This window comes from Streptomyces sp. ATLC9 (genome assembly GCF_057196705.1).
Genome location: NZ_JBXUOY010000121.1, coordinates 1 through 14,918, shown reverse-complemented (window position 1 = coordinate 14,918; position 14,918 = coordinate 1). Strand labels below are relative to the sequence as shown.

At 74.3% G+C, this 14,918-nt stretch carries 11 protein-coding genes; 7 read left to right on the top strand and 4 right to left on the bottom strand.

Annotated features, from left to right (window positions below; all coding sequences use genetic code 11):
* The 4 genes from AC2CJA_RS14505 to AC2CJA_RS14490 form a co-directional block, all read right to left on the bottom strand.
* On the bottom strand, positions 1-2,280 hold a 2,280-nt coding region (locus AC2CJA_RS14505; protein WP_484603109.1), incomplete at its 3' end, for a transglutaminase TgpA family protein.
* Positions 2,280-3,647: a DUF58 domain-containing protein gene (locus tag AC2CJA_RS14500; protein WP_484603108.1), complete on the bottom strand. Its 1,368-nt coding sequence runs from the start codon at positions 3,645-3,647 to the stop codon at positions 2,280-2,282. The genes AC2CJA_RS14500 and AC2CJA_RS14505, both read right to left, overlap by 1 nt.
* Positions 3,647-4,672, bottom strand: coding sequence for an AAA family ATPase (locus AC2CJA_RS14495; RefSeq protein WP_484603107.1), 1,026 nt, complete (start codon positions 4,670-4,672; stop codon positions 3,647-3,649). Before AC2CJA_RS14495 ends, AC2CJA_RS14500 begins: the two co-directional genes overlap by 1 nt.
* 137 nt (positions 4,673-4,809) lie before the next feature.
* A complete protein-coding gene (locus tag AC2CJA_RS14490) occupies positions 4,810-5,340 on the bottom strand; it encodes a beta-class carbonic anhydrase (RefSeq protein ID WP_484603106.1) in 531 nt (176 codons plus the stop codon).
* 414 nt (positions 5,341-5,754) lie between these two features.
* On the opposite strand from AC2CJA_RS14490, the gene rsmH reads away from it, so the two are divergent.
* Genes rsmH through murD form a run of 7 tightly spaced genes read left to right on the top strand, consistent with a single transcriptional unit; the run spans position 5,755 to position 14,777 of the window.
* Positions 5,755-6,711 (top strand): 16S rRNA (cytosine(1402)-N(4))-methyltransferase RsmH, encoded by a 957-nt coding sequence (gene rsmH, locus AC2CJA_RS14485; protein WP_484603105.1) that lies wholly within the window; start codon positions 5,755-5,757, stop codon positions 6,709-6,711.
* Positions 6,708-7,151: a cell division protein FtsL gene (ftsL, locus tag AC2CJA_RS14480; protein WP_484603104.1), complete on the top strand. Its 444-nt coding sequence runs from the start codon at positions 6,708-6,710 to the stop codon at positions 7,149-7,151. Before rsmH ends, ftsL begins: the two co-directional genes overlap by 4 nt.
* Positions 7,148-9,085, top strand: coding sequence for a peptidoglycan D,D-transpeptidase FtsI family protein (locus AC2CJA_RS14475; protein WP_484603103.1), 1,938 nt, complete (start codon positions 7,148-7,150; stop codon positions 9,083-9,085). Before ftsL ends, AC2CJA_RS14475 begins: the two co-directional genes overlap by 4 nt.
* A gap of 34 nt (positions 9,086-9,119) precedes the next feature.
* Positions 9,120-10,850 carry a UDP-N-acetylmuramoyl-L-alanyl-D-glutamate--2,6-diaminopimelate ligase gene (locus tag AC2CJA_RS14470; protein WP_484603111.1) on the top strand — a complete coding sequence of 577 codons (1,731 nt, stop codon included), beginning with the start codon at positions 9,120-9,122 and terminating at the stop codon, positions 10,848-10,850.
* Positions 10,847-12,277 (top strand): UDP-N-acetylmuramoyl-tripeptide--D-alanyl-D-alanine ligase, encoded by a 1,431-nt coding sequence (locus tag AC2CJA_RS14465; protein WP_484603102.1) that lies wholly within the window; start codon positions 10,847-10,849, stop codon positions 12,275-12,277. Before AC2CJA_RS14470 ends, AC2CJA_RS14465 begins: the two co-directional genes overlap by 4 nt.
* Positions 12,277-13,335, top strand: a complete 1,059-nt coding sequence (gene mraY / locus AC2CJA_RS14460; protein WP_484603110.1) for a phospho-N-acetylmuramoyl-pentapeptide-transferase — start codon at positions 12,277-12,279, stop codon at positions 13,333-13,335. Before AC2CJA_RS14465 ends, mraY begins: the two co-directional genes overlap by 1 nt.
* Entirely contained in the window at positions 13,332-14,777 is a 1,446-nt protein-coding gene (gene murD / locus AC2CJA_RS14455; protein ID WP_484603101.1) for a UDP-N-acetylmuramoyl-L-alanine--D-glutamate ligase, read from the top strand. The genes mraY and murD overlap by 4 nt, the downstream gene beginning before the upstream one ends.
* The last annotated feature ends 141 nt before the right edge of the window (positions 14,778-14,918 follow it).

Here is a 14,918-nt window from a genome sequence, read left to right as displayed (position 1 = left end):
CCAGCGCTCCGAGACGGCCCACACCGCGCGTACGGCCGACCGCGGCAGCAGCAGGGCCCGCAGCCGCGCGCCGCGCCCGGTGGCCGCCCGCAGCCCGGCCCGTACCCGTCCCACGTCCTCGGCCAGCCCCTGCGCCGGCCGAGGCCCGGGGGCGTAGAGCGCCTGCTCGACCGCGGTGGCCAGCCGGTGCACGGCCTCGGCCGCCTCGCCCTCCAGCCTCCCCAGCCGCACGACGCGCGCCGCGGCCGTGCGCGGAGTGGCGGACTCCTGCGGAGGAACGCCCAGGTCCCAGGCGGAGTCGGTCATCTCCCGCCAGGCGGCGAGGGCACGGGCGTCCGGACCACCGCCGTCCTTCAGCCGCCGGGACCGGACCCTGCCGCGCCACAGGGCCGGCAGTGCCAGGAGCCCCGCGACGAGCAGCACCGGTGCCGTCACCAGCAGGATCCTGCCTACCGGGAGGCCGCCCCCGGAGCTCTCGCCGTCCGGCGGGACGGCCGCCGCGCCGCAGTCCTCGGTGACCTGCCCCGGAAGACACTCCCCGGTCTCCGAGGGCTCCGGAAGCGGCTCGGCGCTGTCCCGCGTCCGAGGCTCGGGGGCGTCCGACCGCTCGGAGGAGGGCAGGTCGGGCCGGGTGTACTCCGGCACACTGCCCCGGCTCGGGGTGGGCTCGAAGCGTGTCCAGCCCACGCCCTCGAAGTACAGCTCGGGCCAGGCGTGCGCGTCCTTCAGCCCCACCGCCATCCCGCCGCTGCCGTCGGAGGACCCGTCCGTGAAGCCCACCGCGACCCGCGCGGGGATGTCCAGGGTGCGGGCCATGGCGGCCATGGAGAAGGCGAAGTGGACGCAGAAGCCCTCCCGGTCCTCCAGGAAACGGGCGATGGCCGCGCTGCCGCTGCCGGCCTTCACCTGGGTGTCGTAGCGGAAGCCGCCCTCGGAGGAGAACCAGTCCTGGAGCCTCACCGCCCGCTCGTAGGCGCTGGACGCGCCCTCGGTGACGTCCCGTGCCGTCGCGGCCACCACGGACGGCAGCGAGTCCGGTACGTCGGTGTACTCCTCCATGATCTGCGGTGAGGGCGCAGGGGCGGCCGACAGCTGCCGCGCGGTCGGCCGTACCACCAGGCTGTCCACCTCGTACCGCACGCCCCGGGTGCTCTGGCCTCGGTCGCCGACGACCGTCCGGCCCTCCGGTTCGAAGCGCCACCGGCCGTCGACGCGCACCTCGGCGGCCGGATACGGCATGGGCAGCCAGCTCTGGGCGTACCAGTCGGCGGCCCGCAGCGAGGTGGTGACGCGCTCGGTGCCGACGGACGGCGACAGCCCGGGCACCGGCGGGAACGGACTGGGCAGATCGGTGATCCGGCGCTCCGAGGGTTTCCAGGAGGTGCCGTCGAACCGGTCCAGCGCCACGATCCGCAGATACATCTCCGAGGTGCTCTCGGCGTCGGTGGTGTAGGTCAGCACCGTGCGGTTGCTCGGCTGGTTCAGGCTGTCCTGCAGCGCGACCAGCGGGTTGACCGCGGAGACCGTGCCGCCGCCGTTCCCCGTGCCCCGCCCCTGCCGCGCGGTGTCCAGCAGCCCGCCGCCCAGTGACGGCAGCGCCGCGGGCGCCACCAGGGCGATGCCCAGTGCCACCGCGCCGATCCGCCGCCCGGTACGCACCGGCGGCGGCGCCGTACCGCCGGACCCGCCGCCGAACACCCGGCCCCACCGCGACAGCCGGTCCCGGCCCTCCGCCAGGAGCAGCAGCAGGTAGCCGGCCGCCGCGCACAGGAACCACAGCGGACTCCCCCCGTCCGGGGACAGCCCGGCCGCGACCGAGTACAGCGCCAGCAGCGGCAGCCCGGCGGGGGCCGCGGCACGACAGGTCACCGCCAGCAGGTCCACCAGCAGGCCGATGACGAGCACGCCGCCGACCAGCAGCAGCCGGATGCCGTCGGTGACCGGGGCCGGGATCGAGAACCGGCCGACGTCCGCGGTGCCCTGTGCCAGCAGCGCGCCGAAGGCCTCGACCGCCTCCGGGCCCGGCAGCACCCCGAGCACGGCGTCCCCGCGGACGAAGACGAGGGTGAGCAGCAGCAGCGACACCACCGCCTGCGCACCCACGGCCGGAGCCCCGGCCGGCGTCATCCGCCGCACCGCCGCTCCCACCGCCGCCTGGACGCCCAGCAGCAGGGCGGCCTGGAGCAGCCAGCCCGCCGGGGCGACCAGCGGCAGCAGCGCGCACGCCGCCGCCAGGGTGGCCGCCCAGGCACAGAACACCAGCCGGACCCGTCCGCTCATCACCGTCCGCCCCTCGCCGCCCGCCCGGGCGTCTCGCCCGCGGGCCTGTCCGCCTGCCGCCACAGACCGGCCAGCGTCTCCCCGGGCGCGTACGTCAGCACCGTCCAGCCCGCCTCGCGCAGCGGCCGTTCCCGCTGCTCCCGCGCGGCCGGCTCGTGGAACCCGCGGGGGAGGAGGGCCACCGCGCTCCCCGCGCGCCGGCGCATCCGGCAGGCCAGCGCGGTCTGCTCGTCGTCCAGTGAACCGAGGAAGGCCACCAGCAGTCCCTCGTGCCCGTCGTCGCCGCTGCCGCCGCGCAGCACCTCGTACGCCCGCGCGAGGCCCGGCTCACGGGAGTGCTCCACCACCGCCAGGGCGTCCAGGACCAGACCGGCGGTGCCGGAGGCCGCGGTGCCCGCGAGGCTCCCGCCCGGCCCGGGCACCGGTGCGCCGGCGTCGGTCAGCAGTCGTACGGTGCAGCCGCGTTCCAGCAGGTGCACGGCGGCCGAGGCGGCCCCCGAGACCGCCCACTCGAACGCCGACTCCGGCCCGGAGCCGGCCCAAGCCCTCCGGCGGGTGTCCAGCAGCACCGTGCAGCGCGGCCGCTGCGGCTGCTCCTCGCGGCGCACCATCAGCTCGCCGTGGCGCGCGGTGGAGCGCCAGTGCACCCGGCGCAGGTCGTCGCCGTGGCGGTAGCCGCGCGGGATCACGTCCTCGTCGCCCGCCATGGCCAGGGAGCGGTGCCGCCCCTCGCCCGGGCCGGCGGCCTCCCCGGCGAACCGCGCGCGGGGCAGTTCCTCCGTCCGCGGTACGACGGTGAGGGTGTCGCGGGAGCTGAAGGACCGAGTCAGCTCCACCATGCCGAACGGGTCCGTCAGCCGCAGTTGCAGCGGTCCCAGCGGGTAGCGCCCCCGCAGGTCGGAGCGGACCCGGTAGGAGACCTCGCGCCGGCCGCCCGCCTCCATCCGGTCCAGGACGAAGCGCGGGCGCGGGCCCAGGACGTAGGGAACCTGGTCCTGGAGCATCAGCAGGGGGATCGGCAGCCGCGAGACGCTGTCCAGCCGCAGGTGCACGCGGGCCTCCTCGCGGGCGGGCACGCGGGCGGGGGACAGCCGCCGGGAGGCCGTCACGCGGTGGCGGGTGCGGTGCAGCACGACCGCGCAGACCAGGGGGAGCGCGGCCAGCAGCACCCCCACCCGCAGCAGGTCGCCCTGGCCCAGCACGTAGGCGCACACCACCGCGGCCGCCCCCGCGGCCAGGAACGACCGACCCCGGGTGGTGAGCCCGGCGAACGCGGTGCGCAGGGTGTCCTCCCGCCGCACCGCCGTCCCGGGGCCCGCGTCCGCGCCCCCGCCGGTGTCCCGGACGGCTGCGCCGGGGCCGTCCATCACAGCCTCCGAGGGGAGGGCCGGCCGTACAGCGGGGGCTGTGAGGTCGCCTCCCGGTAGTTGGCCGTGGGCACGGGAACGCGCCGCACGATGTCGAGGACGATCTGCTCCGAGGTGTGCCCGCCGAGCTGGACCTGGGCGGTGGGCAGCAGCCGGTGCGCCAGCACGGGCACGGCCAGCCCCTGCACGTCGTCGGGCAGCACGAAGTTCCGGCCGGCCAGGGCCGCCGCCGCCTTCGACGCCCGCAGCAGGTGCAGGGTGGCCCGGGGTGAGGCGCCCAGCCGCAGCTCGGGATGGCCGCGGGTGCCGGCGACGAGGTCGACGGCGTACCGGCGGATCGGCTCGGAGACGTGCACGTCGCGCACCGCCTCCACCAGCTTGGCGATCTCGTGCGCGTGGGCCACCGGCTGGAGGTCGTCCAGCGGGGAGGTCCCGCCGTGCACGTCGAGCATCCGCAGTTCGGCCTCGGGGCCGGGGTAGCCGATCGACGTCCGCACCATGAAGCGGTCGCGCTGCGCCTCGGGCAGCGGGTAGGTGCCCTCCATCTCGACCGGGTTCTGGGTGGCCACCACCATGAACGGGTCGGGCAGTTCGTAGCTGCGCCCGTCGATGGTGACCTGCCGCTCCTCCATCGACTCCAGCAGGGCCGACTGGGTCTTGGGGGAGGCGCGGTTGATCTCGTCGCCGATCACGACCTGGGCGAAGATGGCGCCCGGCTTGAACTCGAACTCCTGGCGCTGCTGGTCGTAGACGCTCACCCCCGTGATGTCGGAGGGCAGCAGGTCGGGGGTGAACTGGATCCTGCGCACCGAGCAGTCCACGGATCTGGCCAGCGCCTTGGCGAGCATGGTCTTCCCCACGCCCGGCACGTCCTCGATCAGCAGGTGCCCCTCGGCCAGCAGCACGGTCAGCGAGAGCCGTACGACCTCCGGCTTGCCCTCGATCACGCTCTCCACCGACCGGCGCACCCGGTCCGCCGTGGCGGTCAGATCACTGAGATCAGCTCGTTCGTCATAGGTCGTCACCCGGCCCTCCTCGGCCCGCTCACGGGCCGGTCCGCCCGCGGCGGGCCGGCCATCCCGAACAACCGGCGCCTCCAACGCGGGATACCCGCGACGAAGGGCCGTCACTCAGGCATTCTTCACTTACACAGCCCCACGCGTCACGATTCCGGGCCGTCCGCCGGATCGATCTCCCGGAGCAGACCGGTGGTGACGTCGAAGACGAAGCCCCGTACGTCGCCGGTGTGCAGCAGGAACGGTGAGGTGCGTACCCGTTCCATCGACTGCCGTACGTCCTGGTCGGCGTCCTTGAAGGACTCGACGGCCCACGACGGCCGCTGGCCGACCTCCATCTCCAGCTCGTGCCGGAAGTCCTCGGTCAGATTCAGCAGGCCGCAGCCGGTGTGGTGGATCAGCACGACCGAACGTGTACCCAGGGCACGCTGGCTGATGGTCAGCGAGCGGATGACGTCGTCGGTGACCACGCCGCCGGCGTTGCGGATGGTGTGGCAGTCGCCGAGTTCGAGGCCGAGTGCGGCGTGGAGGTCCAGCCGGGCGTCCATGCAGGCGACGACGGCGACCTTCAGCACCGGCCGGGCGTCCATGCCCGGGTCGGTGAACTCGGCTGCGTAGCGCTGGTTGGCTGCGACGAGGCGGTCGGTGACCGGCCCTTCGGAGGAAGACGATGGCATGCCTACGACGGTAACCGTCCGTCTTCCGTCCGGCTCGGTGTGGGGCAGGGCAAAGCCGGTCAACGCGCATGGGGTGTGAGGTAACCCACATGAGCGGCGTGCGACCCCCGCGCGGGTGGAACCGGCGGCGGGCGGGCGTGCCGCGCCCGCCCGGGGGAGCGGCGGTGACGCGCCTGACCAGTTGGTTGACCGGGGGGAGGAGTGGACTAAAGTGACGCGAAGCGGGGGCCGGGCGAACGCCGGGCTCCCCTGCTGAGTCCCCGAGATCCCATGTGCGCGGGCGCGCGTACGGCCGCGTGCGGCCCGGCCTCCTCCCGCTCCCGGCCGGCGGCGCCCCTTCCCCGGCGCCGCCGTTCTTCCCCTTCGCGAGCGGGCGGGGACCAGGCCGTACGGGCCCGCTCAAGGAGAGTCCAGTTGAGCACCAACGAGCGGCACGTCCCGGTCATGCTCCGGCGCTGCCTGGACCTGCTCGCCCCCGCGCTGGGCGAGCCCGGCGCCACCGTCGTGGACTGCACCCTGGGGCTGGGCGGACACAGCGAGGCGCTGCTGTCGCGCTTCCCGGAGGCCCGGCTGATCGGCCTGGACCGCGACCCGGCCGCGCTGGAACTGGCGGGTGAGCGTCTGGCCCGCTTCGGCGACCGCGCCACCCTGGTGCACGCCGTCTACGACGAACTGCCCGAGGTGCTGGGGCGGCTCGGCGTGCCGCGCGTCCGGGGGGTCCTGTTCGACCTCGGCGTCTCCTCCATGCAACTGGACGAGGCCGAGCGCGGCTTCGCGTACTCCAGGGACGCGCCGCTGGACATGCGGATGGACCAGAGCAGGGGGGTGAGCGCCGCGGAGGTCCTCAACACCTACCCTCCCGGCGAGCTGGTGCGCATCCTGCGTGCCTACGGCGAGGAGAAGCAGGCCAGGCGGATCGTCTCCGCGATCGTGCGCGAGCGGGAGAAGGAGCCGTTCGCCGGGAGCGCCCGGCTGGTCGAGCTGATCCGCGAGGCGCTGCCACAGGCCGCCAAGCGGACCGGAGGCAACCCCGCCAAGCGCACCTTCCAGGCGCTGCGCATCGAGGTCAACGGCGAACTGGCCGTGCTGGAGCGGGCGCTGCCGGCGGCCGTCGCCGCGCTGACGGTGGGCGGCAGGATCGCCGTCCTGTCCTACCACTCGCTGGAGGACCGCCTGGTCAAGCAGGTGCTCGCCGCGGGCGCCGCCGGCACCGCGCCGCCGGGGCTGCCGGTGGTCCCCGAGCGGTACCAGCCCAGGCTGAGACTGCTGACCCGGGGCGCGGAGCTCCCGGGCGAGGAAGAGGTCGCCGAGAACCGCCGCGCCGCCCCCGCCCGGCTGCGCGGTGCCGAGCGCATCCGGGAGGAGCCTTGAAGGCCGCACCGAAAGCCATGCCCGGCACCACCGGGAAACCGGCCTCCCCCACGCCCCAGCAGCGGCTGGCGAGGCTGGCGCGGCTGGTCCCCGCGGGCGCCCCCTCCGGGCCGGCCCGCACCCCCTTCGTGCTGCTGGTGGTCCTGCTGCTCGGCTCCGGGCTGCTGGCCCTGCTGCTGCTCAACGCGGCCGTCAACCAGGGGTCCTTCGAACTGAGGGAGCTGGAGAAACAGGCCGAGGAACTGGCCGAGGAGGAACAGGCGCTCCAGCAGGAGCTGGACTCCTTCTCCGCTCCGGACGCGCTGGCCGAACGGGCCCGGGGGCTGGGCATGGTGCCCGGCGGGAACCCCGTCTTCATCCTCCCGGACGGCACCGTCCGGGGCCGGCCCGAACCGGCCCCCGCCGCATCCGGGGGGTCAGAGGGGGAGGACGCCCCGTGAGCGAGAGCCCCCGGCGCCCCCGCCGTGCGCGGCCCGCCCCGCGCCCCGCCACCGCGTCCCGCTCCTCCCGCGCACCCCGGCCCGCCGCCCGCGCGCCCCGCCCGAGGCCGGACACCGTACGGCTGGGCAGCCACCGGCCCCGGCTGAGGCTGTTCGGCGTCCTGCTGACCCTGGTCACACTGGCCTTCACCGTGCGGCTGTTCCAGGTGCAGGCCGTGGACGCGAGCACCTACGCGGCCAAGGCCGACATCAACCGCTACATCACCGTCCCGCTCGCCGCCGAGCGCGGCACCGTCACCGACCGTGACGGCGTCGCCCTGGCCACCACGGTCGACGCGTACGACATCACCGCCGACCCCTATCTGTTCACCCCCGAGCAGACGAAGGTCCCCGACGCGCCCGCCCGGGCGGCCGAACTGCTCGCCCCCGTCCTCGGCGTGGACGAGGAGACGCTCACCGAGCGGCTCTCCCGGAAGGAGACCCGCTACGTCCTGCTGGCCCGGCAGCAGCCCCCGCAGGTCTGGCGGCAGATCACCGACCTCAAGCGCGTGCTGGCAGGCCGGCAGCGCGCCGGCGGAGGCCACCACGTGCTGGCCGGGGTGTACTCCGAGGAGCACGCCAAACGCGTCTACCCGGGCGGGGGGCTCGCGGCCGCGGTGCTCGGCTTCGTCAACTCCGAGGGCAGGGGCGGCGGCGGCCTGGAGGCGAAGTTCGACAAGGTGCTGGCCGGGAAGGACGGGAAGATCACCTATGCCCAGTCCGGCGGCCGCCAGGTGCCCACCGCGGGCGAGTACGAGCAGCCCGCACGCCCCGGCTCGGACGTGGAACTGACCCTCGACCGCGACATCCAGTGGGCCGCGCAGAGCGCCATCGAGGAGCAGGTCGAGCGGTCCGACGCCGACGGCGGATACGTGATCGTCCAGGACGTCCGCACCGGCGAGATCCTGGCCCTGGCCGACGCGCCCGGATACGACCCGGGCGACCTGTCCACGGCCAGCGCCTCCGCACTGCGCAACGGCGCGGTGGAGGACGCGTACGAGCCCGGCTCCACCAGCAAGCTGATGTCCATGGCCGCGGTCCTGGAGGAGGGCGCGGCCACCCCGGGCACCCATGTCGTGGTGCCCAACCGGCTGCCGCGCGCGGACCGCAGCTTCGCCGACGACGTCGACCACCCCACCTGGTACCTCACCCTCAACGGGGTGCTCGCCAAGTCCAGCAACATCGGCACCATCCTGGCCGTCGAGCAGATCGGCGACACCCGGGCGGAGACCAACCGGGTGCTCCACTCCTACCTGCGCAAGTTCGGGATCGGGCAGAAGACCGGTCTGGACTTCCCCGGCGAGACCCCCGGCATCCTCGCCGACCCCGGGGACTGGAACGCCTCGCAGCAGTACACCATCCCCTTCGGCCAGGGCGTGTCGATCAACGCCGTCCAGGCGGCCTCGGTCTACTCCACCGTCGCCAACAAGGGCGTGCGCGTCGAGCCGTCCCTGGTGCGCGGCACCACCGGGCCCGGCGGGGAGTGGAAGCCCGCGCCGGAACCGGAGCGGACCCGCGTCATCAGCGAGAAGACCGCCACGACGCTCGCCACCATGCTGGAGTCGGTGGTGGAGGACATGGAGGGCACCGGCACCACCGCGCAGATCCCCGGCTACCGGGTGGCGGGCAAGACCGGCACGGCCAACCGGGTGGACCCCGAGACGGGCCGCTACAACGGCTACACCTCCTCCTTCGCCGGGTTCGCCCCCGCCGACGCCCCCCGCGTCACCGTCTACTGCGCCGTGCAGAACCCCAAGAGGGGCAGCTACTTCGGCAGCGATGTGTGCGGCCCGGTGTACCAGCAGGTCATGAAGTACGCGCTCAAGGCCCTGCGGATCCCCCCGACCGGCTCCGAGCCCCCGCGCCTGCCCGTCACCTTCGACCCCCGGGACTGACCCGGGAACCGACCGGAAAGCGACCGTGAGAACCATCGACGACCTCCCCCGCGACAACCCCGGCGCCAACGGCGGCGCGCCCGGCACACCCGGCCCCTCGCTTCGCGGCGGGCCCGGCACGGCGGGTACGCTCACCGCCGTGCCACACGCTGATCAGACCCCATCCCTGCCCGCACCGCCCCGCCCGGAGCGGGTCCGTCCCGTGCCGCTGGCGGAGCTGGCCCGGCGGCTGGGGGTCGCGGCCCCCGAGGGCGACGCGGCCGTCACCGGCATCACCCACGACTCGCGCGCCGTACGACCCGGCGACATCTACATCGCGCGTCCGGGAGCCCGCTTCCACGGCGCGGACTTCGCCGTCCAGGCCGCCCGCCTGGGCGCCGTCGCGGTGCTCACCGACCCGACGGGCGCCGAGCGGGCCGCCGCGACCGGCCTGCCGGCGCTGACGGTGGCCGAGCCGCGCGAGGTGACGGGCGACCTGGCCGCCGCCATCTACGGCGACCCGGGCAGGGACCTGCTGCAGATCGGCATCACCGGTACCTCCGGCAAGACCACCACCGCCTACCTCATCGAGGGCGGGCTGCGCGCGGCGGCGAAGGAGGGGGAGCCGACCGGGCTGATCGGCACGGTCGAGTCCCGCATCGGCGACGAGCGGATCAAGTCCGAGCGCACCACCCCCGAGGCCACCGAGCTCCAGGCGCTGTTCGCCGTGATGCGCGAGCGCGGGGTGCGCTCCGTGGCCATGGAGGTCTCCAGCCACGCGCTGGTGCTGGGCCGGGTGGACGGCTGCGTCTTCGACATCGCGGTCTTCAACAACCTCAGCCCCGAGCACCTGGACTTCCACCCGGACATGGAGGACTACTTCCGGGCGAAGGCGCAGCTGTTCACCAAGGCACGCTCCCGCGCCGGTGTGGTCAACATCGACGACGAGTACGGACAGCGGCTGGCCGCGGGCGAGAGCGAGGTCCCCGTCACCACCTTCTCCGCCGAGGGCCACCCGGACGCCGACTGGCGCGCGAGCGACGTGGAGATCGGCCCGCTCGGCTCCGCCTTCACCGTCATCGGACCGGACGGCGAGACGGTCCGCGCCGCCGCCCCCCTGCCCGGCCCGTTCAACGTGGCCAACGCGCTCGCGGCCATCACCGCCCTGGTCGCCGCCGGGATCGACCTGAAGACCGCGGCCGAGGGCGTCGCCGCGGTGCCCGGCGTACCGGGCCGCCTGGAGCGCGTGGACGCCGGCCAGCCGTACCTGGCGGTCGTGGACTACGCGCACAAGCCCGACGCCGTCGACTCCGTGCTGCGCGCCCTGCGCAAGGTCACCGAGGGCCGGGTGCACGCGGTGCTCGGCTGCGGCGGCGACCGCGACCCGCACAAGCGCCCCGCCATGGGCGCCGCGCTGGCCCGGCTGGCCGACACCGCCGTCCTGACCTCCGACAACCCGCGCTCGGAGGACCCGCTGGCCATCCTCGCCGTCATGCTCGCGGGCGCGGCCGAGGTCCCGGTCCACGAGCGCGGCACCGTGCTGCTGGAGGAGGACCGGGCCGCCGCCATCGCGGCGGCCGTCGCCCGGGCCGAGCCAGGGGACACGGTACTGGTGGCCGGCAAGGGCCACGAGCTGGGCCAGGATGTCGCCGGGGTGGTCCGTCCCTTCGACGACCGCGAGGTGCTGCGGGAGGCCGTCGAGCGCGCCATGGCCGCCCGGCGGGACGCGGGGCGGGACGCCGCGGACGACGGGCGCGACGGGAACACCGGGGAGAGCGCGTCGTGATCCCGCTGACCCCCGCAGAGATCGCCGGCATCGTCTCCGGCCGGGTCCACGACATACCGGAACCGCAGCCGACCGTCACCGGCCCCGTGGTCAAGGACTCCCGGGAGGTGCGCCCCGGCGCGCTGTTCGTCGCCTTCGGCGGCGCCCGGGTGGACGGCCACGACTTCGCCGCCCGCGCCGTCGCCGACGGCGCGGCGGCCGTGCTGGCCGCCCGGCCCGTGGGCGTGCCCGCGATCGTCGTCGACGACGTGGAGGCCGCCCTGGGCGCCCTGGCCCGCCATGTGGTGCGGCGGCTGGGCACCACCGTCGTCGCCCTCACCGGCTCCGCGGGCAAGACCAGCACCAAGGACCTGATCGCCCAGCTCCTGCGGCGGCTGGGCCCGACCGTCTTCACCCCCGGATCGCTCAACAACGAGATCGGCCTGCCGCTGACCGCGCTGAGCGCCGAGGAGGGCACCCGCCACCTCGTGCTGGAGATGGGCGCCCGCGGTATCGGCCACATCCGCTACCTGACCGGACTGACCCCGCCGCGCGTCGGCGTGGTCCTCAACGTAGGGTCCGCGCACATCGGCGAGTTCGGCGGCCGGGAGCAGATCGCCCGGGCCAAGGGCGAGCTGGTGGAGTCCCTCCCCGCGGCGGACGAGGGCGGTGTCGCCGTCCTCAACGCCGACGACCCCCTGGTGCGGGCCATGCGCGCCCGCACCGAGGCACGCGTCCTCCTCTTCGGCGAGGCCGAGGAGGCCGACATCCGTGCCGAGAATGTCCGTCTCACCCCGAAGGGGCAGCCCGCCTTCACCCTCCACACCCCCACCGGGTGCGGCGATGTGACCATGCGCCTGTACGGTGAGCACCACGTGTCGAACGCGCTCGCCGCGGCCGCCGTAGCCCACGAGTTGGGCATGCCCGCAGACGGGATCGCCACTGCGCTCTCCGAGGCCGGCACGCTCTCCCGCTGGCGGATGGAGGTCACCGAGCGCTCGGACGGCGTGACCGTCGTCAACGACGCCTACAACGCGAATCCCGAGTCCGTGCGGGCCGCGCTCCGCGCGCTCGCCGCCATGGGCAAGGGGCGTCGCACGTGGGCGGTGCTCGGCGAGATGGCCGAGCTCGGTGAGGAGTCGCTCGCCGAGCACGACGCGGTCGGACGGATGGCCGTCCGGCTCAACGTCAGCAAGCTCGTGGCGGTCGGCGGCCGGGAGGCCCGCTGGATCGACATGGGCGCCAAGAACGAGGGTTCGTGGGGTGAGGAGTCGGTGCACGTGTCCGACGCGCAGGCGGCAATCGACCTGTTGCGCGACGATCTGCGGCCGGGGGATGTCGTGCTGGTGAAGGCGTCCAGGTCGGCCGGCCTGGAGAAGGTGGCGCTCGCGCTGGTCGAGGGCAGGGGTCTTCCCGCCGAGGGCAGGGGAGAGGTCGCCGGCCGATGATGAGGCAGATCCTCTTCTCCGGGGTCATCGGGCTCTTCCTGACCCTGATCGGCACTCCGCTGCTGATCAAGCTGCTGGCCCGCAAGGGCTACGGGCAGTACATCCGCGACGACGGCCCGCGGGACCACCACAGCAAGCGCGGCACCCCCACCATGGGCGGCATCGCCTTCATCCTGGCGACGCTGATCGCCTACGCGCTCACCAAGGCCATCACCGGCCAGCCGCCGTCGTTCTCCGGCGTGCTGGTGCTCTTCCTGATGGCCGGCATGGGCCTGGTCGGCTTCCTCGACGACTACATCAAGATCGTCAAGCAGCGCAGCCTGGGCCTGCGCGCCAAGGCCAAGATGCTCGGCCAGCTCATCGTCGGCATCGCCTTCGCGGTCCTGTCGCTGAACTTCGCCGACGCCCGCGGCCAGACCCCGGCGTCCACCAAGCTCTCCTTCATCCAGGACTTCGGCTGGTCGATCGGGCCGGTGCTCTTCGTGGTCTGGGCGCTGTTCATGATCCTGGCGATGTCCAACGGCGTGAACCTCACCGACGGCCTGGACGGCCTGGCCACCGGCGCCTCGGTGATGGTCTTCGGCGCCTACACCTTCATCGGGGTGTGGCAGCACCAGGACTCCTGCGCCATCACCGGCAGCCCGAGCTGCTTCGAGGTGCGCGACCCGCTGGACCTGGCGGTCGTCGCCTCCGCGCTGATGGGCGCCTGCTTCGGCTTCCTGTGGTGGAACACCTCGCCCGCGAAGATCTTCATGGGCGACACCGGCTCGCTGGCCCTGGGCGGCGCACTGGCCGGTCTGGCCATCGTCTCCCGCACCGAACTGCTGCTGGCCCTGCTCGGCGGCCTGTTCGTCCTCATCACCATGTCCGTCGTCATCCAGGTCGGCTCGTTCCGGCTGACGGGCAAGCGCGTCTTCCGGATGGCGCCGCTCCAGCACCACTTCGAGCTCAAGGGCTGGAGCGAGGTGCTGGTCGTGGTCCGCTTCTGGATCATCCAGGGCATGTGCGTGATCGTCGGGATCGGCCTGTTCTACGCCGGCTGGGCGGCAGGGAAATGACGCGCGGCCCCGTCGGCGAGGAGTTCGCCGGGAAACACGTCACCGTCGCCGGTCTCGGCGTCTCCGGAATCCCGGCCGCGCGCGTGCTGCGCTCCCTGGGCGCCGACGTGACGGTCGTCAACGACGGCGACGACGAGCGCGCCCGGCGGCAGGCCGCCGAACTGGAGGAGCTGGGGGCCACGGTGCGCCTCGGCGACGGGGCCACCCTGCCCGAAGGCACCTCACTGGTCGTCACCACGCCAGGCTGGCAGCCGGACAAGCCGCTGTTCGCGGCGGCCGCGGCCGCCGGCGTTCCGGTGTGGGGCGACGTGGAGCTGGCCTGGCGGCTGCGCGGCCCCGGCGCCGCGCCCTGGCTGGCCGTCACCGGCACCAACGGCAAGACCACCACCGTGCGGATGCTCGCCTCCATCCTGGAGGCCGCCGGGCTGCGCACCGCGGCGGTCGGCAACATCGGCGTCTCGCTGCTGGACGCGGTCCTCGGCGGCGAACCGTACGACGTGCTCGCGGTGGAGCTGTCCAGCTACCAGCTCCACTGGTCCTCCTCGGTTCGTCCCCACTCGGCCGCGGTGCTCAACCTGGCGCCCGACCACCTCGACTGGCACGGCTCGATGGAGGCGTACGCCACCGACAAGGGCCGGATCTACGAGGGCAACGAGGTCGCCTGCGTCTACAACACCGCCGACCCGCTCACCGAGGAACTGGTGCGCCGCGCCGACGTGGTGGAGGGCTGCCGGGCGATCGGCTTCACCCTCGGCGCCCCCGCGCCGTCCCAACTCGGCCTCGTGGAAGGCGTGCTGGTGGACCGGGCCTTCGTACCCGACCGGCACAGGCAGGCGCGGGAACTGGCCGGGGTCGAGGACGTCGATCCGCCCGCCCCGCACAACATCGCCAACGCCCTGGCCGCAGCGGCGCTCGCCCGCGCCTTCGGCGTGGAGCCCGGGGCGGTGCGCGACGGGCTGCGTTCCTTCCGGCCCGATCCGCACCGCATCGAGCATGTGGCCGACGTGGACGGGGTGGCCTACGTCGACGACTCCAAGGCGACCAACACCCACGCCGCCGAGGCGTCGTTGAACGCCTACGACCCGGTGGTGTGGATCGCCGGAGGGCTGGCCAAGGGAGCCGTCTTCGACGAACTGGTCGCCGGGGCCGCCGAGAGGATGCGCGCGGCGGTGCTGGTCGGCGCGGACCGCGGCCTGATTCGCGAAGCGCTGGCGCGACACGCCCCGGATGTCCCGGTCGTCGACCTCGGCCGGACCGACACTGGGGCGATGGCGGCGGCGGTCGGCGAGGCCGCCCGGCTGGCCCGCCCCGGGGACACCGTCCTGCTGGCTCCGGCCTGCGCCTCGATGGACATGTTCACCAACTACCACGCACGCGGGGAGGCATTCGCCGCAGCGGTCCGCGACCTGGCCGCGGCCCGCCCCGCGGCGCGGGAGCGATAACCCGCCGGCCCCCGCGCCACGGACCGGCGGCCGGGGAGACAGGAGGGGACGGATGACGGCCGAGCGACCCGTACCGCCCGCGGCGGCGATCGCCGCGGGTTCGGCGGGCCGCGTACTGGCGGCCGTCGCCGCGGCTCTGCC